Annotated in this window: 21 protein-coding genes; 12 read left to right on the top strand and 9 right to left on the bottom strand. The window is 68.3% G+C overall.

Translation table 11 applies throughout. The annotated features are described in order from the left end of the window. Nucleotides 1-8 precede the first annotated feature (8 nt). Both C8258_RS27705 and serS read right to left on the bottom strand, forming a co-directional pair. Nucleotides 9-1,880, bottom strand: a complete 1,872-nt coding sequence (locus C8258_RS27705; protein WP_233225382.1) for a bifunctional diguanylate cyclase/phosphodiesterase — start codon at nt 1,878-1,880, stop codon at nt 9-11. Nucleotides 1,881-1,989: 109 nt separating this feature from the next. Further along, complete coding sequence (gene serS, locus C8258_RS27700) at nt 1,990-3,252, bottom strand: serine--tRNA ligase (RefSeq protein WP_063063614.1); 1,263 nt, start codon at nt 3,250-3,252, stop codon at nt 1,990-1,992. A 105-nt stretch (nt 3,253-3,357) separates the two neighbouring features. On the opposite strand from serS, the gene C8258_RS27695 reads away from it, so the two are divergent. The 5 genes from C8258_RS27695 (at nt 3,358) to C8258_RS27675 (ending at nt 7,436) form a co-directional block, all read left to right on the top strand. Next, the gene (locus C8258_RS27695; RefSeq protein WP_369974822.1) at nt 3,358-4,515 is read left to right on the top strand and encodes a septum formation family protein; all 1,158 of its coding nucleotides are present in this window, start codon (nt 3,358-3,360) and stop codon (nt 4,513-4,515) included. A gap of 4 nt (nt 4,516-4,519) precedes the next feature. Next, entirely contained in the window at nt 4,520-4,873 is a 354-nt protein-coding gene (locus C8258_RS27690; protein ID WP_106957667.1) for a metallopeptidase family protein, read from the top strand. A 198-nt stretch (nt 4,874-5,071) separates the two neighbouring features. Further along, complete coding sequence (locus C8258_RS27685) at nt 5,072-5,383, top strand: PE family protein (protein WP_036496990.1); 312 nt, start codon at nt 5,072-5,074, stop codon at nt 5,381-5,383. 43 nt (nt 5,384-5,426) lie between these two features. Next, the gene (locus tag C8258_RS27680; protein ID WP_106957666.1) at nt 5,427-6,602 is read left to right on the top strand and encodes a PPE domain-containing protein; all 1,176 of its coding nucleotides are present in this window, start codon (nt 5,427-5,429) and stop codon (nt 6,600-6,602) included. Next, the gene (locus C8258_RS27675; RefSeq protein WP_106957665.1) at nt 6,603-7,436 is read left to right on the top strand and encodes an ESX secretion-associated protein EspG; all 834 of its coding nucleotides are present in this window, start codon (nt 6,603-6,605) and stop codon (nt 7,434-7,436) included. Here the strand turns inward: C8258_RS27675 and C8258_RS27670 are convergent. The 3 genes from C8258_RS27670 to C8258_RS27660 form a co-directional block, all read right to left on the bottom strand. Next, on the bottom strand, nt 7,433-8,134 hold the full coding sequence (locus C8258_RS27670) for a histidine phosphatase family protein (protein ID WP_106957664.1): 702 nt from the start codon (nt 8,132-8,134) through the stop codon (nt 7,433-7,435). The two genes, C8258_RS27675 and C8258_RS27670, sit on opposite strands and share 4 nt — an antisense overlap. Beyond that, on the bottom strand, nt 8,131-9,051 hold the full coding sequence (pheA, locus tag C8258_RS27665) for a prephenate dehydratase (protein ID WP_106957663.1): 921 nt from the start codon (nt 9,049-9,051) through the stop codon (nt 8,131-8,133). The genes C8258_RS27670 and pheA overlap by 4 nt, the downstream gene beginning before the upstream one ends. 83 nt (nt 9,052-9,134) lie before the next feature. Then, on the bottom strand, nt 9,135-9,554 hold the full coding sequence (locus tag C8258_RS27660) for a hypothetical protein (RefSeq protein WP_106957662.1): 420 nt from the start codon (nt 9,552-9,554) through the stop codon (nt 9,135-9,137). Nucleotides 9,555-9,661: 107 nt separating this feature from the next. Here C8258_RS27660 and C8258_RS27655 point away from each other — a divergent pair, with 107 nt between their 5' ends. The 5 genes from C8258_RS27655 (at nt 9,662) to C8258_RS27635 (ending at nt 14,058) form a co-directional block, all read left to right on the top strand. Further along, nucleotides 9,662-10,435, top strand: a complete 774-nt coding sequence (locus C8258_RS27655; RefSeq protein WP_106957661.1) for a DUF2470 domain-containing protein — start codon at nt 9,662-9,664, stop codon at nt 10,433-10,435. A 59-nt stretch (nt 10,436-10,494) separates the two neighbouring features. Then, nucleotides 10,495-11,289, top strand: coding sequence for a CPBP family intramembrane glutamic endopeptidase (locus C8258_RS27650; RefSeq protein ID WP_106957660.1), 795 nt, complete (start codon nt 10,495-10,497; stop codon nt 11,287-11,289). 91 nt (nt 11,290-11,380) lie between these two features. Continuing rightward, a complete protein-coding gene (locus C8258_RS27645; RefSeq protein WP_369974821.1) occupies nt 11,381-12,808 on the top strand; it encodes an LCP family protein in 1,428 nt (475 codons plus the stop codon). 9 nt (nt 12,809-12,817) lie between these two features. Continuing rightward, nucleotides 12,818-13,357, top strand: a complete 540-nt coding sequence (locus tag C8258_RS27640; protein WP_106957659.1) for a ferritin — start codon at nt 12,818-12,820, stop codon at nt 13,355-13,357. 152 nt (nt 13,358-13,509) lie between these two features. Further along, nucleotides 13,510-14,058, top strand: coding sequence for a ferritin (locus C8258_RS27635; protein ID WP_036496967.1), 549 nt, complete (start codon nt 13,510-13,512; stop codon nt 14,056-14,058). 93 nt (nt 14,059-14,151) lie between these two features. Here C8258_RS27635 and C8258_RS27630 read toward each other — a convergent pair whose 3' ends face one another. The 4 genes from C8258_RS27630 to C8258_RS27615 form a co-directional block, all read right to left on the bottom strand. Then, nucleotides 14,152-15,078 (bottom strand): DUF5926 family protein, encoded by a 927-nt coding sequence (locus tag C8258_RS27630; RefSeq protein ID WP_106957658.1) that lies wholly within the window; start codon nt 15,076-15,078, stop codon nt 14,152-14,154. 124 nt (nt 15,079-15,202) lie between these two features. Beyond that, entirely contained in the window at nt 15,203-15,970 is a 768-nt protein-coding gene (locus C8258_RS27625; RefSeq protein ID WP_036496965.1) for a glycerophosphodiester phosphodiesterase, read from the bottom strand. After that, entirely contained in the window at nt 15,967-17,064 is a 1,098-nt protein-coding gene (locus C8258_RS27620; RefSeq protein ID WP_233225380.1) for a DUF4328 domain-containing protein, read from the bottom strand. Before C8258_RS27620 ends, C8258_RS27625 begins: the two co-directional genes overlap by 4 nt. Nucleotides 17,065-17,136: 72 nt before the next feature. Further along, nucleotides 17,137-17,520, bottom strand: a complete 384-nt coding sequence (locus C8258_RS27615; RefSeq protein ID WP_233225379.1) for a rhodanese-like domain-containing protein — start codon at nt 17,518-17,520, stop codon at nt 17,137-17,139. A gap of 450 nt (nt 17,521-17,970) precedes the next feature. On the opposite strand from C8258_RS27615, the gene C8258_RS27610 reads away from it, so the two are divergent. Further along, entirely contained in the window at nt 17,971-18,579 is a 609-nt protein-coding gene (locus C8258_RS27610; protein WP_036496964.1) for a hypothetical protein, read from the top strand. A 214-nt stretch (nt 18,580-18,793) separates the two neighbouring features. Beyond that, nucleotides 18,794-19,417: a superoxide dismutase gene (locus tag C8258_RS27605; protein ID WP_106957656.1), complete on the top strand. Its 624-nt coding sequence runs from the start codon at nt 18,794-18,796 to the stop codon at nt 19,415-19,417. Nucleotides 19,418-19,575: the final 158 nt, after the last annotated feature.

The following is a 19,575-nucleotide window of genomic DNA, read 5'->3' as shown; positions in this document are numbered from 1 at the left end:
TGATCGGGTCAGCTCCGGCGGATCGAGCCCTCGGGATCGAATCCGTTGTTGTCCAACGGAACCCAGCCCTTGGCGGCGAGCTCCCGATCGGTCGCGCCGGCGCCGACCAGCCCGCGGCTGGAGTTCATATCGCTGATCAGCTCGGAGACCGGATGCGAATCGCTGTAGTGATAGCCCTGCGCGAGCGCGAAGCCCAGTTCGGTCAGCACGGCCGCCTGATATTCGGTTTCCACACCCTCGGCGATCACCTGGAGATCCAGCGACTTGCTCAGCGCCGCAATCACTCCCAGTAGCGGCGGCGCGGGCGAATCGGACCGGATCGCGGCGACGAACGACTGGTCGACCTTGAGAATGTCGCTGGGGATGGTGGCCAATCGGCTCAGCGAGGAGTAGCCGGTGCCGAAATCGTCGATGGCGATCCGAACGCCGCTGTCGCGCAATTGGTGCAGATTCGCGATGGCGGTCTGGGATTCGGCGGCCAATTCGCTCTCGGTGACCTCCAGGACGAGCTGGTCGGCCGGCCAGCCGGTATCGGCGAGGATGCCGGAGACCCGGTCGGCATAGTTGCTCTCGGCCAATTCGAGACCGCTGACGTTGACGTTCAGGGTCAGATCGAGCTGGGCGAAGGTCTGTTGCAGCCGGGCCGCATCGGCACACGCGCGCCGCAGGACCAGCTCGTCGAGGTCGGAGATCAGGTCGTATTCCTCGGCGACCCGGATCAGCCCCTCGGTGGTCACGTCGGGCTGGGCGTTGGACGACCAGCGCAGCAGCGCCTCCACGCCGACCGCCTGGGCGCCGTCCTCACCGAGGCTCACGATGGGCTGGTAGTGCACGTCCAGCGCACCGGTGTCGATGGCCTCGCGCAGTTCGACCGCCAGCGGCAGCTGCCGCGACGACTCCAGCACCGTGCGGTTGCGCCCGGCCTGCTTGGCTCGGTACAGACCCACGTCGGCGCGACTGACCAGCAGCGATCCGGATTCGCCGGGCTGCCAGGAGGTGACGCCGGCCGAACATCCCGTGGTGACCGCGGCACGCAGCTGTTCGGTCAGCAGGATCGCGGCCTGTTCGGTGGTGTTGGGCAACAACAGCGCGAACGCGTCGCCGCCGTATCGGGCCAGCACCTGATCCGGGCCCAGCAGTTTCGACCAGGCGTCGCCGACGCGCTGCAGCACGGCATCGCCGGCGCGGTGGCCGAGATGATCGTTGATCTTCTGGAACCGGTCCAGGTCGACCAGGACCAGCGCCAGGCCCTGCCCGGTCCGCCCGGCATGTCCGATGGCGCTGTTGAGCGCGCGATCGAAACCGCGGCGGTTCAGCAAGCCGGTGAGTGTGTCGATATCGGCGTCCGAGGCCATCCGGGTGAGGATGCCGACCACGATGCCGACGCCGACCGTGATACCGGCCGGGATGATGCCCGACCACCAGGGCAGACCCCGGGACGGCACCACCCACAGACAGAGCACGACCGCGAAGCCCACATGCGCCCCGGCCAGTCGCCAGGCGAAGAAGATCGCGGCATCGGCGGCGACGAAGACGTAGAAGGCGGCGAGGGTGATCGCGCCGACGGTGTTCGGGAACCAGTGCACGGCGATGGTGACCAGCACCGTCGCCACCGCGACATATCCGTGGTGCACCCAGTGCGGCTGGCGCGGTCCCCAGATCAGCAGGCTCACGCCGAGCAACAGCGCGACCGCGGCGGCCGAGCCGACCAGCGGGCGGTTGCCCTCGTCTCCCGGTGCGATGGCAGTGATCAGCAGGCCCAGGACCCCACCCATGACGTAGAACGCCCCGGTGGTCCGAGCCATGACCATTGCCGTCGCCAGCGCCGATGCCGCCCGAACCTGCGTGCGGGTATCGCCGCGAGACCCGAGTCCTCGCACGCCGTCCAGCCTAGACAACGCGGTGCATAGCAGTAGTGACAACCGCCGGATTCGAGGCCGAAGTCACCGCGCCCCCGCCGCGATCATCACCGCGACAGGGCCGCAACCGTCAGCGCGGCGGCTCGAGCACCTCGCGGCCCACGAACGGAACCAGCGCGGCGGGCACCCGGACCGAGCCGTCGGCCTGCTGGTGATTTTCCAGCAACGCGACGATCCACCGAGTGGTCGCGAGGGTGCCGTTGAGGGTCGCGGCGATCTGCGGCTTGCCGTTCTCGTCCCGGTAGCGCACCGACAGGCGGCGGGCCTGGAAGGTGGTGCAGTTCGAGGTCGAGGTGAGTTCGCGATAGGTCTGCTGGGTCGGCACCCAGGCCTCGCAGTCGAATTTGCGGGCGGCCGAGCTGCCGAGATCGCCACCGGCCACATCGATGACCCGGTACGGGACCTCGATCGCGGCGAGCATCTCCTTCTCCCAGTCCAGCAGGCGGCGGTGTTCGGCGTCGGCGTCCTCGGGACGGCAGTAGACGAACATCTCGACCTTGTCGAACTGATGCACGCGGATGATGCCGCGGGTGTCCTTGCCGTAGCTGCCGGCCTCGCGACGGAAGCACGACGACCAGCCGGCATAGCGCTTCGGACCGTCGCTCAGATCGAGGATCTCGCCCGAGTGGTAACCGGCCAGCGGGACCTCCGAGGTGCCGACCAGGTACAGATCGTCGTCGTCGAGGTGGTAGACCTCGGCCGAATGCTGCCCCAGGAAGCCCGTTCCGGCCATGATCTCCGGACGCACGAGTACCGGCGGGATCATCATGGTGAAACCGTTGGCGACCGCGCGCTGGGCGGCCAGCTGCAGCAGCCCGAGTTGCAGCAGGGCGCCGTAGCCGGTCAGGAAGTAGAACCGGGCGCCCGAGACCTTGGCGCCGCGTTCCATATCGATCAGTCCGAGCGCCTCGCCCAGGTCGAGATGATCGCGCGGGGAAAAGTCGAATTCGGTAGGAGCGCCCACGGTTTCGAGCAGGACGAAATCGTCCTCGCCGCCCGCGGGTGCGCCCTCCTGCACGACGTTCGAGATCGCGCGGTGGGCGCTGTCGAGTTCGGCGTCGGCGGCGTTCTCGGCGGCCTCGGCCTCCTTCACCTTCGCCGACAACTCCTGCGCGTGGGCCAGCAGCGTCGCGCGCTCGTCCGGGGACGCCTTACCGACCTTCTTACCCAGCGCCTTCTGCTCGGCGCGCAGGTTGTCCGCCGTCGCGACCGCGGCGCGGCGGGCGGCATCCGCCTCGAGCAGGGCATCCACCAGCGCCGGGTCCTCACCGCGGGCACGCTGCGAGGCACGGACCGCTTCGGGATTCTCGCGCAGGAATCGGAGGTCGATCATGGGCAATCAGCCTAGTGGGAGGTGTCCACCGCATTTTCTGTGGATCCGGTGAAATCCGAACCGATCGTGGCAGGCCCCGCACGGCGCCTGCCATGATGGACGGCGATGTCCTCCGACGATGGGGCGCCAGCGGCGCCGGAACCGGGAAACGAAGAATCCGACATGCCTCGCCGCAGGCGTGCCGGGGCGAACCGTCGCCGCCCGTTGCCGGGCGCCGGGAAACGCTTCGGTCAGGACGGCAAGGCCCTGCATCCGCATCGGCTGCGGTGGGGATTGCTCGCGGTCGCCGTCGGTGCCGTGGTGGCGGCGCTGGTGACGCTGTCCATCTCGGGGTTTCGCAGTTCGCACGGGCTGGAGGTGCACGATCCCGGTTCGGGCAAGCCGCCCGCCGGCCGCGCCGACGCCGCCTTCGGCTCCGCCAGATCGGGTGACTGCCTCACCTGGACCAGCGCCAAAACCCTGGATCTGACCAAAGTCAACTGCGCCGACAAACATCTGTTCGAGGTGACCGCCGACATCGACCTGAGCAAATATCCGGGCCGCGAATTCGGGCCGGGCTCGGCCTTCCCCGATTCACTGCGCTTCGGCGAACTGCGCGACGAACACTGCGCCTCGGCCGCGGCCGCCTACCTGGGTGGCCGGCTCGACCCGCGGGGGCGGTTCGTGGTCGGCATGGTCAACCCGGGTGAACCGGGCTGGCGCAACGGCGACCGGACCATCCGGTGCGGATTGCAGTTGGTGAGCGCCACGGGTAGCGCGACGCAGCAGACCGTGGGCCGGGTGCGCGACAGCGACCAGTCCCGCGTCTTCGATCCGGGCACCTGCATCGGCATCAATCAGAATCTGCCGACCAACGAACCGGTCCCCTGCGGTCAGCCGCACGCCTACGAGGTGATGTCGACGGTGGATCTCGGCACCCACTTCAACGGCGGCCCGCCGGCGAATGCCGATCAGGACAAGTTCATGCAGGACGAATGCGCCCGTGCCGCAGGCGATTACCTCGGCGGTCAGGACGCGCTGATCAACAAGACGCTGACCATCTTCTGGGACAACCTCGACGCCCGCAGCTGGCTGGTCGGCAGTCACAAGCTGAATTGCCTGGTGGGCAAGGGCTCTCAGGACGGGTTCGCGACGATCACCGGATCGGCCAAGGGCGATGTGCTGATCGACGGCCAGGCCCCGGTGCCGCCGCCGAGTTCCGGACGTTCCACCCCGGCGCCGCTGCCGGGCGCGGCGCCCGCGCCGATTCCACCGCAGCGCTGACACCATGCCGGTGTCGATGTCGGAGAGCCGGTTCGAGGAACTGGTCGGCGATGCGCTGGATACGATTCCGCCCGCACTCGCCGGGGCGATCGAGAACGTGGTGGTGCTGATCGAGGCGCGCAATCGCGAGGATCCGCATCTGCTCGGGCTGTATCACGGCATCGCGCTGACCGACCGGGTGGACAGTCAGTACGGCGGCGCGCTACCGGATACCGTCACCATCTACCGCGACACGATTCTGGAAATGTGCGACGACGAACGGCAGGTCGTCGAGGAAGTGGCCATCACGGTGATCCATGAGATAGCTCACTATTTCGGGATCGACGAAGAACGGCTGCATCAGCTCGGTTGGGGCTAGTCTTTACGCGCGTAGCGGGTAAAGTCGAATCGATTCGTGACTCGAGGGAACCGAACCGGGGGCCGTCGCGTCCAATCATCTCGTAGGGGGAATTCTCGTGGTTCCACCGACGGGTCTGCCGGATCCTCTGTGCCGGAACAGCACTGGGCTCGGGCAGCCTCGACACTTGCACAGCCGCCACAAGAAGGAGTTCGAGTCATGGTTGGTTTGCTCGGTGTACAGCCCGAAGTCGTGCTCGCGGCCTCGGCGGAACTCGATCTGCTCGCCGAACGTCTCACTGCTGCCGCCGCTTTGAGCGGCCCCGCCACCCACGTCGTCCCCGCCGGCGCCGAAGAGGTGTCCGTCGCCGCGGCAACCCATCTGAACGAGGGCGCGCTCAGCCACGATCGCGCGGCCGCGCAGGCCATTCTCGAACTGCACCACGCGGCCGCGATCCTGCGTCAGCAGCTGGCCTCGTACATCGCCGAGGACGCGATCAACGCGGCCGGCACCGCAGCGATTCAGTTCTGACCGGCGCGATCCTTCACCACACCATTCGTTCAGGGGAGAGACAATGACTGCAGGGATCACCGGAATCTATTGGCTGCCCCGGCTCGCCGAGGGCAACTCGAGTCTGCTGACCGCGGGTCCGCACGCCGTTCCGGCCGCTGCCGCGGCCACGGCATGGGGTGGTCTCACGGCGGCGTGGGTCGACGCGACCGCCACCGTCACCCGAGTCATGGCCGAACTGGGTGTCGGCATGGTCGGTCTCAACGGTGCCGTCGCACTGACCAAACTCGCCGGCTTCACCGGCTGGGCCGAACAGCAGGGCATGCAGGCGGCGGCGATGGCGGCCAAGGCCTCCGCCCACGCCACCGCCAATACCGTTGCCACCCTTGCCATGCCGAGCCTGCCGGAGATCGCCGCGGTGGACGCCGCGCGCGTCGCGGCACATGCGCACGGCGGCGATCTGGACGGCAGTGCCGAGGTGGCGGAAGCCGCCAAGGCCGCCCTGGATGTGCAGGCTGCACTGGTCATGGACACCTACGAATCCACCGTCGAGGCCATGACGGCGACTCCGGCCGAGTTCCTGACGCCGCCGCCGATCGCGGCGGGCGCCGGGGTGGCCGACAGCGGCGCCGAGGCGGCTTCGCAGAACACCAGCGGCGACCCGGTGCAGACGGCCATCGGTGTGGCGCAGGCGCTCGCGACCGATCCGGGCGTGATCAGCGCTGCCACCCAGGCGGCCAATGTCGCCGGATCGGTGGCGACGACGGGTGTGTCGACGGTGGGCAATGTGGCCGGTACCGCGATCGCCGCGGCGACCAGCCATGCCGCGCCCGCCGCGAGCATGTCGCCGATGATGATGGGCGGCATCGGTGGTGTCGCCGCCGCCGGTGGCGCCGCGGCAGCCACGCGTGCCGTGTCCTTCGGTGGAAGCTCCGTCGGCATCGGCAACGGCGCCGGCACGCTGCAACTCCCCGAGGGCTGGGGTGCCGGCAACGTGATCGGCGCTCCGGCCGCGACCGCTCCGGTGGCCGAGACGGCACCCGTCGCGCAGATGGGCGCACCGGCTCCGGCCCGCGCGAACAACGCCGGCGGTAACCCGCTGCTGGGCCGCCAGGTGGACAGCGACGACGACGAGGGCGAGCACCAGGGCAACGACTACCTGCGGGGCGAGCACTTCGCCGACGGCCGGGTCATCGCACCCGGTGTCATCGGAGCAGACCCGGCCGCGGGAGCGCGCTAAGTGACCGTGCTCGGCGCCGGCCGCGGGCCGTCGATGCTCGAGTCCGTCGTGTTGTCGCTCGACGAGATGCAGTTTCTGCTCGAGAAACTGGAGATCGACGAGGTGCCTGTCGTACTGGATGCCAGGGGCCGCTACGACAATGTCGTCGACCACGACCGGGCGATGACTGCGGCCGCCGAATCGCTCACCGCGCGTGAGCTACTCGTCGACGGAGTCGTGCATCACGACCTCGAAGACCGGCTGCGCGGGCTGTACCGCCCGCACTGGGTGATCTCGATGCGCTGGTACGTCGGCGACCGAGTGAACCGATTCTGCCTCGCCAAGGGCGACAACCTCGATGTCGTCGCCCTGCGCGGGCCGAATTCCTACAGCATCGACGAGGCGGGACACGACCTGCCGGGCACGATCATGGCGGCGCTGGGTCCGGCGGAGGCGCTCGAGCTCAGCGGAATGAATGTTCTCACCGAGGAACTCAAGCCGATTCTCGGTGATGCCGGGGATGCCGCGACCACCGCGCGGCGCCTGGAGCGAGTGGGGCGGCCGCCCCGCGACGCGCAGGCGCTGGCCTCGGCGCTGGTCGAAATCCATTCGCACGCTTCGATCGTCGGCGTCGTGTACAACGACGCCAGTCGCGACATCTCCGACGGGATGATCGCGGTGTACAACACCCGTAACGGGCGATTCATCGGCGTCACCACCCGCTCCGACGACGAGGTCATGTGGACCTCGCTGGCCAGCGGGACACCGGGCCGATTGCGCACCGCGATCAAGGACCTCGTCGACAAGCTTCCGCTACGTGAGGATTTCAAGCCGGCGACCCCCGGAATCGGCTAACCCATCGGGTCGTCGGCCTTCGGTTCGACCTTGGATCCGAACGGCGGGGTGTAGCGGCCCCAGCGGACACAGGTCCAACCGCCGTCGGCGGTCGGCGCCAGCTCGATGGTCTCGGTGTTGTCCAGATGGTTGTTGGTCGTGAACGGCGGTGCGACGCCGGTGAGTTCACGGGCCGCCAGTCGCATCGCGGCGCCATGGCTGACCAGCAGCACGTCGCGCGATTCCGAGCCCGGAAGCAGGTAGGCGTCCCGAAGTTGTTCCAGCACGGGCAGATACCGCTCGAGGACCTCCTCGCCGGATTCGCCGCCGGGCAGCCGCGTATGCAGTTCACCCAGATGCCAGGAGCGGTAGACCCGCTGGAATTCCCGATGCGCCGCGTCGGAATTCTGCCCCTCCAGTTCGCCGACCTGCACCTCGTACACACCATCGGCCACCTCGGCCGCCACACCGGTCACCGATTCGATATGGCTCGCGGTCTGCTGGGCACGCAGCGCCACCGAGGAGTACAACCGCACCGGCGGCACCGCGAGCCGCGCGGCGAACGACTTCGCTTGCGCCACACCACGTTCGGTCAGCGGCAGACCCGGTACGCGGGTGTCCAGAAGTTTCGCGACATTACCCTCGGTCTCGCCGTGACGGACCAGCACCAACCTGCCGGAACCGCGGACGGGATCGCGGTTCGCACCGGTTTCACTCATGAGGCGTCCACCCCCTTTTTCACATCGTCCAACCAGGCCGCCGCCGGCTCGTCGGCGGGCGGCGGCGATCCACTCGGTGAACTGGCCGGCCAGGAGCCCAGATAGCGGATCCGCCCGGCGGTCCGGTGCAGCGCCTTGAGGGCCTCGGCGACGGCGATGTCGTCGATATGGCCGACACAGTCCAGATAGAAGCGATAGGTACCCATCCCGGTGCGCGTCGGCCGGGATTCGATGCGAGTCAGATCCACACCGCGCGTGGCGAATTCGGCGAACACCCGCATCAGCGAACCGGGTTCGTTCGCCAGTTCCAGCACCACCAGCGAGGTGCGGTCGGCGCCGGTGCGGGCGGGCGCCTCACGTGGCGGGGTGACCAGCACGAAACGAGTGATGGCCTGGTCGTGGTCGGCGACGCCGGTGGCCAGTTCGACGAGTTTCAGCCGCTGACCGGCCAGGGTGGTCGAGACCGCGGCGTCGGCATGGCCGGCCACCACATCCTCGGCCGCGGCCGCGTTGGAGGCCGAGGTGTACAGCGTCGCCTGCGGCATCCGATCCGCCAGCCACAACCGCACCTGCGCGGCCGCTACGGGATAGGCCGCGACGGTGCGCACCCGCGACAGCTCCATTCCGGGTTTCGCCACGATCGTGAACGCCACGTCGAGCTCGGTTTCGGCGATGATCTGCAGCCGCGGGCCCACCGCGAGCGCGTCCAGGGTCGCCGAGATGGAACCTTCGACCGAGCTCTCGATCGGCACCACCGCGCCGTCGGCCGCACCGGACCGGATCATCTCCAGTGCCGCGCCCTGACTGGGTGCGGCGATCCGCTCGACCGGCTCGTCGAAGGCCCCGTCCGATTCGAGTCGGGCCAGGGCCATCTCGGTGAAAGTTCCCGACGGTCCGAAATAGGCGATACGCGGCACGGATACGACATTACTGGCAGTTGGCTGCGCGCTCGCCGTTTGTGCGTACCCAGCGGTAACAGCCCAGGTGGGGCCGGGCTCGATCAGGAGGTCAGCACCCGCAGCGCCGCCGTCACCGACTCCACCTGTTCGGTCTCGACGGCCAGCAGTACCTCGCGCAGTGCCTGGACGGCCGGAGCGGACAGGCCACGCAGGAAATCGATATCGGGGCTGGTCAGTGCGGTCCGGATATTCTCGCCGCACAGCGCGGCCACCGTGGCCGCGACGATCGCCACCGCCCGCTCGCCCGAGCCGGTCGCGGCGACGAATCCGGTATCGGAATGTGCCACGCCGACCAGGAATTCGGCGATGCGCTCATCGGGCTGGGTCAGGTCGAGCACCGGCGCCTGGGGATTCGCCGATGGCGGCCGGACCAGTCCGCCCACCAGATCCGAGGGGCCCGTGCTGGGCACGCTCAACGACAGCAGAACGGGTTCGGAGGCGGGCGTCGAATCGTGCGGCACATTTCCACCGTAGCGAGCGCAATGCTTGCGTAACCACGGGCCGTGACTTAGCTTAGGTTTACCTAATTACGTCGGTTTCCGTCCCGGGTTCGTCACTGGAGGTCTGTATGCGCCGCACGATCACGTCCGCCGCTCCATCCGCCGCGGAGCGGATCCGCAGTGCGTGCGCCCATGCCGAGAGTTCCGTCCTGGCCCTGCCCGGCACCGATCCGATCCCCACGACCGTGCACCACCTGCGGGCATGCGGTGATGTGGTCGTCGCCGTCGCGCGCAATGCGGCTGCGGTCGCCGCCGCCGCGGTCGAGGTCGGTTCACCGGGTGTGCTGGAGCTGACCGACCACGCACCCTTGGCGTTGCGCGAACCCGTGCGTGCGCTGGTCTGGTTGCGCGGACGCGTGCGGGCGGTGCCCGGACATGCCCAGCGCGCCTTGGCCGCTCAGGTCGCGAGCGAATATCCGCATCCCGGGCTGCTCGACGTCGGCCATACCAGCACCCTGCTGCGAGTGGTGCTGGAATCGGCCGTCGTCGCCGACTCCGCCGGCGCCGAATCGGTCTGCCCGCACGATCTGCGCAGCGCCGACGCCGATCCGTTCTGGGAGCTGGAAGCGGCCTGGTTGCAACATATGGACTCCGACCACGCGGATGTGATCGCCCGGCTGGCCCGCCATCTGCCGGTCCGGCTGCGCGGCGGCTCGGTGCGGCCGCTGGCCATCGACCGCTACGGCGTCACGCTGCGGGTCGAGGGCCCCGATACCGATCACGATGTGCGACTACCCTTCCACGCGCCGGTGGACGATGTGCAGCAGTTGAGCCGCGCGGTGCGCATCCTCGCCGGCTGCCCGTTCTTCGACCGCATGCACGGCTCCGATCGCTCCGCCTGAGGGCACATCCGATACGGCCGGATACTCGGCATGCGGCGGGCCACCCCTAGATTGTCCCTATGGTTCCGGCCGATCGTTTCGCAGCTGCGTGGCCCGATCCCGCTGCGGAGCGCGACCGGTTCGCGATCCGGGTGGAGATCGCGATCGTCCTGGTCGTCACCTTCGGGACGAGCGGGGCCGGTGCGGCACTGTCGCTGCTGGAAAGCGCGCTGGCACCGGGCGGAATCGGTGGTCAGCAGGTCGCGCTGAATCCCTCCCGGGCCGCGCAGTCGACGATCGATCTGCTGTTTCAGCTGTTGAGCGTCGCCCGCCTGATCGGCTGGGGTGCGCTGGGACTGTATCTGTTGTGGCGCAGCGGAATCGGGCCGCGACTGGTCGGGCTGGCGCGGCTCCGGTGGCGTGGTGATGTGGTCCCCGGTGTCGTCCTCGCCGCGGTGATCGGACTGCCCGGACTGGGTCTGTACCTGGCCGCCCACGCGCTGGGCATGAGCGTGACGATCGTGCCCAGTTCACTGCACGACCACTGGTGGCGGTTACCGGTGCTGGTGCTCTCGGCCGTGGCGAATGCCGTGGCCGAGGAGATCATCGTCGTCGGCTATCTGATCAGCCGGCTGCGCACGCTCGGCTGGTCGGAGAACCGATCGCTGGCCGCGTCGGCGCTGCTGCGTGGCAGTTATCACCTGTACCAGGGACTGGGCGGAGGCCTCGGCAACCTGGTGATGGGGGTGATCTTCGGGCGGTACTGGCAGCGGACCGGACGGCTGTGGCCGCTGATCCTGGCGCACGCGACGATCGATTCGGTGGCCTACATCGGCTACACCGCCCTGCACGGCCACGTCTCCTGGCTGCCGTGAGATCGCGCCGACCTGCGGGAATCGGCCACGTTCAGCCCACCGGACGCATTGTGCCGACCGACACAACGCCCCGGTCAGTACCATCTCGGTGGTGAACGGCGACGACCCCCAGCAGTATCCGCGGACCCGCCGGGTGCCGCCGCCGGCGGGCCCGGACGGTCGACGCATGCCGCCGCCGGACCGGCACGGACACGATCCGCGCGTCCCGCCCGGTTCCGGGCGGCCGATGCCACCCGGCTCGGGCCGCCCGCCGCATTCGGGTCGTCCTCCCGGTTCGGGACGGCCGCTACCGCCGGGATCGGGCCATCCGCCCGGACGTCCACCGATCGAACCGACCCAGGTCATCCGCCGCGACGGCAGCAATCCGCCGCTGGCCTGGTCGCAGGCGCCGAGCAGCTCCGCGCGGCCGCGCGGCAATCCGCCGCCCTACGAGCCCGGCGGCGAACCGCCCACCCACGCGCCGACCCAGCGCCCGGTGCCGTACCGCGAGGCACCGCCGCCACCGCCCCCGGCACGTCCCCGCCGCACCGAGCGCCCGCCGCGCGAACCCCGTGCGCCGCGGGCCCGCCGGAAACGGCATTGGGGCAGGTGGTTGCTGATTCTGCTGCTCATCGTCATCCTGCTGCCGGTCGCCGGGCTGATCTATCTGGATCGCTCACTTCACCGCGTCGACGCGCTGGCCGCCTATCCGGACCGCGTCGCGCAGACGGCCGGTACCAATTGGCTGCTCACCGGATCCGATACCCGCGTCGGTCTGACGCCGGAACAGGAGAAGGAACTGTCGACCGGCGACAGCGCCGACGCGGGTGGTGAGCGCAGCGACACCATCATGCTCGTGCACATCCCGAAATCGGGTGCGCCCACCGTGGTGAGCCTGCCGCGCGACTCGTATGTGAGCATTCCGGGTGTCGGCAAGGACAAACTCAATGCGGCGTTTTCGGCCGGTGGTCCGAAATTGCTGGTGCAGACGGTCGAGAACGCGACCGGCCTGCGCATCGACCATTTCGCCGAAATCGGCTTCGGCGGTTTCGCCGGCATGGTCGATTCACTCGGCGGTATCGACATGTGCCTGCCCGATGCGATCGACGATCCGAAGGCCGGTATCGACCTTCCGGCCGGATGTCAGCATCTGTCCGGCTCCCAGGCGCTCGGGTTCGTGCGGACCCGCGCCACCCCGCGAGCGGATCTGGACCGCATGAACAATCAGCGGCTGTTCCTGTCCGCGCTGCTGGAGAAGGCGACCAGCGCGGGTACGCTCGCCAACCCGTTGAAGGTGTGGCCGCTGGCCCGCGATGTTGCCTCCTCGATGCAGGTCGACAACGGCGATCACATCTGGGATCTCGGCCGGTTGGGCTGGGCGCTGCACGGTAAGACGATCGCCACCACCGTGCCGATCGGCGGCTTCATCGACGAATCGGGTTCCGGCAACGTGCTGCTGTGGGACAAGGATCGGGCGAGCCGCTTCTTCGATGCGCTGGCACACGACCAGGCCGTCCCGGACGATCTGCTCACCCGGTAGCGTCGGGGTATGTCCGGCACCGGCCCCTTCCCCGACCTGCTGCGCGCGCAGATTCGGCGCGAATTCACCGCCTCACAGCAATATCTCGCCGCGGCCGTCCATTTCGACGCGCAGCGGCTGCCGCAGCTGGCACGTATCTGCTATCTGGGCGCGGAGGACAAACGCGCCCATGCCCTGCGGATGGTGCGGTATCTGCTCGACCGGGATGTCGCCGTCGCGGTCACCGGTACCGACGAGGTGCGCTCGGATTTCGAATCACCCTCGGCGACCGTGGAATTCCTGCTGACGCGGGAACGGGAACTGACCGATCACATCACCACGCTGACTCGCACCGCCCGCGACGCGGGGGATTATCTCGGCGAGCAGTTCGTTCGCTGGTTCCTCGAGGATCAACTCGCGGAGGTCGCGCGGCTCACCACCCTGGCGGCGGTGTGCGAGCGAGCGGCGGGCAATCTGTTCGACATCGAGGAGTTCGTGGCGCGCGAGATCCCGGCCACACGCACGCCCGACGCCTCCGCTCCGAAACCGGCGGGAACCGCGCGGCGATGAAAATGCGAGGGCGTCCGAAATCGCAGGCAGCCGGCGAATTCCGAAATGCGGCCGAGCCGCTCGGGTAAGGCGCCGGTAACTAAGGCAATACTTGCCTCATTAAGGGTGTACTTGGATGACAGCCGAACTTGACCAGCACTAATGTCGGGCTCATGTCCAGCCACGCCGATTCCTCGCACAGCAAATTTCACGCCCTGCTCCATGATCAGATCCGGCATGAATTCAATGCCGAGCATCAGTACATCGCGATCGCGGTGTGGTTCGACAATGCCGATCTGCCGGTTCTGGCGAAGCACTTCTATGCCCAGGCCATCGAGGAACGCAATCACGCGATGATGATCGTGCGGTATTTCCTCGATCGGGACATGAGCGTCGAACTCTCGGGGGTCGACGCCGCGCGGTCGCAATTCGAGAATGCGCGCGAGCCGATCCAATTGGCGCTGCAGCAGGAGAAGACCGTCACCGAGCAGATCGTCCAATTGGCCAGCACCGCCCGCGAGGAGGGCGATTACCTGGGCGAGCAGTTCATGCAGTGGTTCCTGAAGGAGCAGGTCGAAGAGGTGGCGCGGATGACCACGCTGCTCACCGTCGCCGACCGGGCCGGATCGAACCTGTTCGATCTCGAGTATTTCGTCTCCCGCGAGATGAGCGGTCCGAGCGATACTTCCGGGGCACCGGCGGCGGCCGGCGGAAATATCTGACGCGAGAGACATCGACGAACTCGGCCTGCCGTCCGGCGGGCCGAGTTCGTCGTATGGTGCCGGTGCGGAACGCTTGTCCCGCAGTAGGTTTCGCTAGCGCAGCGTGACCTGGCGCGAGCGCAGTCCGTCGCGGGAGCGCCGCTCCTCCGAGCTCAGCGGCGCGTCGGAGGCCAGCGCCTCGGCCAGGCGGGCACCGAATTCGTGTGCGGGAGTGACCCATTCGCTCGGGTGCCGTTCGCGATCCAGATCGAAGACCGGCACCAGCAGGCCGTGCGTGCGGAACGAACCCGCGAATCGGGAGCCGTCGCCCAGGTGCAGTCCACCCGCGGCGTGCACGCGTGCGAGGGCCAGCATCAGGGCATCTTCGTCCTCGGGCCGGACCCAGCGCAGATGCGCCTTCTCGCCGGCGTCGACCCACCAGGCCGCGCCCACTGATTCGGCGCCGAGGGCCAGCCGATCCGACGGCATGATCGCCTGATCGGCCTGGTCGATGGTCGCGGCGACCTGCGGATCCGGCGTGACGCCGTCCGGCACCCACCACTGGAAGTTCTGGTGGACGGTCAGATCCAGATTCGCCTTGGGATCGATGACCTCGGACAGCGGAGGCACCGCGTCCTGGGCGGCTTCACTTGCCGCGGTGAGCGATTCGCCGGGTTCGGCGGCCTGCGTCCACAGAATCGCGGCGGCCAGATCGGCGGCCGGATTGTCCGACTGGACCTGCACCTGCGCACCGACGAACCCGGTCGGCTCGTCACCGGCGCGCACCAGGGCGGCGACCGCGCCGGGCAGCACGGTGGCCAGCGTCACCGGGCGCTCGGCGGAGACGCCCGCGGCCAATTCCAGGGTCGCGGTCGCAGACGGGACGAACTCGCGGAGTGCGACCAGGTCGCATTCGGCGGCCAGCCCGGCGAAGGGGCGCGTCACGGCCGAAGCGGCCTGCTGTTGCGCCGCACGACGTTCGGCGAGGCGCTGGGCCCGGTTACTGTCGGGCTTGGGACTGTTGCGCTTGCTCTTACCCACGAACGCAGAACCTACAGGTTCGCGCGGCCACCGCCGCGCAGGGGCGCACCGAATTGCCGCGCGAGCGTGCACAGAATCCGCCGCGGAGGGCGAACCGATTCCGCCGCCGGGGTTTCCCGTTCGATCAGATACCGTCCAGCACGTTCTTGGTCCGGCCGGGATGGTTGGTCGCGACCCAGCTGACGCCCAGCTCCGCGCACAGTTCGACGTCCTGGGGATCGTCGACGGTCCAGCAGTAGGTGGCGCGTCCGGCGGCGGCGGCCTTGTCGACCAGTTCGGGATGTTCGCGCAGGGTTTTCACCGACGGGCCGACCGCGGTGGCACCGACCGTCGTCGCGGCGCTTCCGCCCAGATACCGCGAGGATTCGCCGAGCAGTACGGTCGGCAACAGCGGCGCGGCCCGGCGGATCCGCCACACCGCGGTGGCGGCGAACGACATCACGACCGCGCGGGAATGGTCGGCCGAGGCCGGTGTGGCGATGCCGAAGCGCTGCAGTTCGGCCAGCACCTTGTTCTCCACCAGCGCGCCGTAGCGGACCGGATGCTTGGTCTCGATGAACAGTTTGGTCGGCCGGCTGCGCCAGTCCAGTACCAGCGTGATCAGCTCACTCAGCGTCAGCACCGGTGCGGGACTGCCGTTGCCGCCGAAGTCGAGATCCCGCAGCTCGTCGAGGGTCATCTCGCTGACCAGGCCGGTGCCGGACGAGGTGCGGTCCACCGTGCGGTCGTGCACACAGACCAGATGACCGTCACGAGTCAGCCGGACATCGCATTCGACACCGTCCGCGCCCTCCTCCAATGCCAGCTCGTAGGCGGCGAGGGTGTGTTCGGGACGGGTACCCGACGCACCCCGGTGCGCGACCACGAACGGTGCGCGATTGCCCTGGCTCACTTGGCCATGACCTCCTCCTGTTCGACGCGCTCCGCCTCGGTGTTCTCGGCGCCGGTGTTCTCGGCTTCGGTGTGCTGTGTTTCGGCGTTCCCGGCGGCCGCCCGGTCCGCGGTTTCCACCGCGGTGACCGGATGGACGGGCTCGATCACCGGGACCGCCGGACCGGCCGCGGGCAACCAGCGCTTGGCCGTCCGGATCCGGCCGCGCAGATCACGACCCTCGCACATCCGCAGCACCCACAGCGACAGCACTGCCGCCGCGACCGCGACCAGATCGGTGTAGACCGTGAAGATCACACCGTCGGCTTGGCCCTGCAGCGTATCGGCCGTACGCCAGAACAGCGACGCAATGACCATCACACCGTTGAGAACCCAGACACCCCACCAGATCCGCACCGCGCGCAGCGTGCGCGGGTCACCGCCGAGCTGGCGAGCCAGTTCGGTGAGGAAAACACCCGGCCAGACCAGATTGACCACCGGGATGAGCCCGCCGCACAGCAGCGCCCGCAGGGAGCGGGGATCGCGGCGGCCGTTTCCGGCGTAGGCGCTGCGGCGAGCACGGACCAGCCAGCCGAGCAGGCCGATCGCGGTGATCAACGCGCAGATCAGCGCGGCGACCGAGGTCGCGTAGACGGTGAGGTCGGAGAAGAACAGCAGCAGCGGCTGGATCAGCCGGGTGCGGTTGCGCAGCAGAATCAGATAGCGGCCGAATTCGGCGACCGCCGACAGTCCGAACAGGATGACCGTGGCCAGCAGCAGACCGGCGACCCGTTCGGTCAGCCAGTGCAGGACGGCCTGGATCCGGTTCTGCGGCGCGGCGGCGAGGTGCGGCGGACGGTCCTGCAGTCCCCAGCGCGGAATCTCGGTGTAGCGCGGGGTGGCCGGATCGATCGCGGACGCCGGACGCGGGCGTTCGACCCGGGGGCCGCGCCCCGGCGGGCGGGCCACCCAGCGGTAGTTGCGCCGTTCCGGCGGGGCATCGACGGGCGCCGGTGACAGCAGCACACCGCGGCAGCGCGGGCACCAGTGCATCGGGGTGCCGTGCACCGCCCAGCGGGCGCCGCACCGGGCGCAGGGTTGCACGACCGTACTCACCGGGCTGCTCCCCCTTCCATCCTGTCGACCTTCATCATCGGGTGTGCGGTTGCGCTCGTATTCGACGGCTCGTCAGTAGATTTTCGCCTCGGTGCTATCCCCGCCGATCAGCGGGCGTCCGGCCTGCTGCCAGGCGACCATGCCGCCGACGACCTGGTAGACCTCGAATCCCACGTACGCGAGATATTTGGCGACCTCGATCGAGCGTCCGCCCTGGCGGCAGACGACGTAGATATCGGCGTCGTAGTCCAGTTCGTCCAGGCGTGCGGGCACGTCGATCATCGGGATGTGCAGCGCGGCCGGCGCGTGGCCGAGCTGCCATTCGTCGTCCTCGCGGACATCGAGCAGGATCGCGGACGGGGCGCCGGCTCCGGATCCGGCACCCGCCGACGGTGCGGCGTCGAATTCGGCAGGCAGATCCTGGACCGGCACCGAGGGGATTTCGGAGCTCGTCACAATGGACGATCCTGCCACGTCCCCCGGATCGGCGGGGAGACCCGGCAGTCGATCGCCCGGGTGAACTCCAGGTTTGTTCCGGCCGTCCATACCGTGCCGCACACCCCGGGCACACCGACCTGTGTATATCTCACCCCCAGTTATCCACATAATCCACAACCTCATCCACAGGTTGCGACTTGCGAGACCGGTCGGTTCGCATCAACCGATTCCGGAAAACGGAACGGGGGCCGCTCCGGGACTCCCCTCCTCGGTCCCGGAGCGGCCCCCGCCGCCGCGTGCGGGTCTCCTGCGCTGGTCAACGGCGGATCACCGGCCGCTACGAGAGCCCGACACATACTTGGACGGGGCGGCTGACCGATCGGTTCCCTCGCTTCGGCAAAAAAACGACAACACTAGCGAGAAACCCAAATACCGGGCTCTACGGCGGGGAATCGGTAGCCTGACGCTATGGACGCGAGCAGGGCGTTACTCGACGGATTGGATACGACCGGGCTCAACACCGCACTCGCCGAGGCGACCTGTCTCGGACTCGTGGTCGACGCCGCGGACGGACGACTTCGAATCGAACTGGAGGTACTCACCCTCCCCGGTGACGGGCAGCCCGCCGACGGCCGGGTGTCGCTCACACTTTCCGGGGTCAGCCGGGTCGCGGCATCCCTGCGCCGGCAGCGCTGGGACGATCTGGCACCGCGCATCTTCCCGCTCACCCTCGACACCCTCGGGGATGCCATCGCCGGATTCGGCGGCGGCGCCCTGCACGGCTGGGATTTCATCGACGTCGACGACAGTGGCTGGGCGCTGTGGCGCGAGCTGCTGAGTTTCGACACCACGATCAGCGCTCGGACCCCGGCCCATGTCCTCGAGTTCTCCCAGCAGGAGGGCACCGATCCGCGCGAGCTGGATGTGCGGGTCTGGTTCGAGGACGTCACCATCGAGACCGCCGACGGAACTCTGGTCGGCCTCGACGAATTCGCGGCCGGCGCGCGGCGCTGGTGGAAGGCACACGACTCGTGCGATCCGCGCACGATGCTGCCCGACGTCGCACCGCCGATGTAGCCGTCGGCACGCGCCGACATGCGTTCAGCGTGAATAAATCTCCGAGCCGGGGCATACCACGGGCGTGCGCCCTCGATCCTGGCCGAGCCGTCGATTTCGGGCCGTGGGAATCTAGGGTGGACCGGACCCGGTTGCATCGAGCGGGTGTACGAATGAAGGTTGGTGTGCTCGACATGACCGGGTACACGCGCCGACATCATGAGGAAGGGACATCGTGGCTGAGTACACGCTGCCAGATCTGGATTACGACTACGGCGCCTTGGAGCCTCACATCTCCGGGCAGATCAACGAGATTCACCACTCGAAGCATCACGCCGCATACGTCGCCGGCGTCAACACCGCGCTCGAGAAGCTGGAAGCCGCGCGCGAGGCCGACGACCACGGTGCGATCTTCCTGTACGAGAAGAACCTGGCCTTCCACCTCGGTGGTCACGTGAACCACTCCATCTGGTGGAAGAACCTGTCCCCCAACGGCGGCGACAAGCCGGTCGGGGACCTGGCCGCCGCGATCGACGACCAGTTCGGATCGTTCGACAAGTTCCGCGCGCAGTTCACCGCTGCCGCCAACGGCCTGCAGGGCTCGGGCTGGGCGGTGCTGGGTTACGACACCCTCGGTCAGAAGCTGCTGACCTTCCAGCTGTACGACCAGCAGGCCAACGTGCCGCTCGGCATCATCCCGCTGCTGCAGGTCGACATGTGGGAGCACGCCTTCTACCTGCAGTACAAGAACGTCAAGGCCGATTACGTGAAGGCGTTCTGGAACGTCGTCAACTGGGCCGACGTGCAGGAGCGCTTCGCCAAGGCCGTCGCTCAGGGCAAGGGCCTGATCTTCGGCTGATATGCCTCTTCGCGACTTCAGGCCATACCCGCCGGGTATGGCCTGAGTTGCGTTTCGGCCGTGTTACCTGCGATTTAGCACTCTCTGGTACTTGTGTGCCAGACATTGTTCGAGTCATTCTCGGGTACTCCTATCGCACGATAGGTCGAGGACGGGCT

The sequence above is a fragment of the Nocardia sp. MDA0666 genome (assembly GCF_003023875.1).
Lineage (GTDB): Bacteria > Actinomycetota > Actinomycetes > Mycobacteriales > Mycobacteriaceae > Nocardia > Nocardia aobensis.
This window is presented reverse-complemented; position numbering and strand designations above follow the sequence as displayed.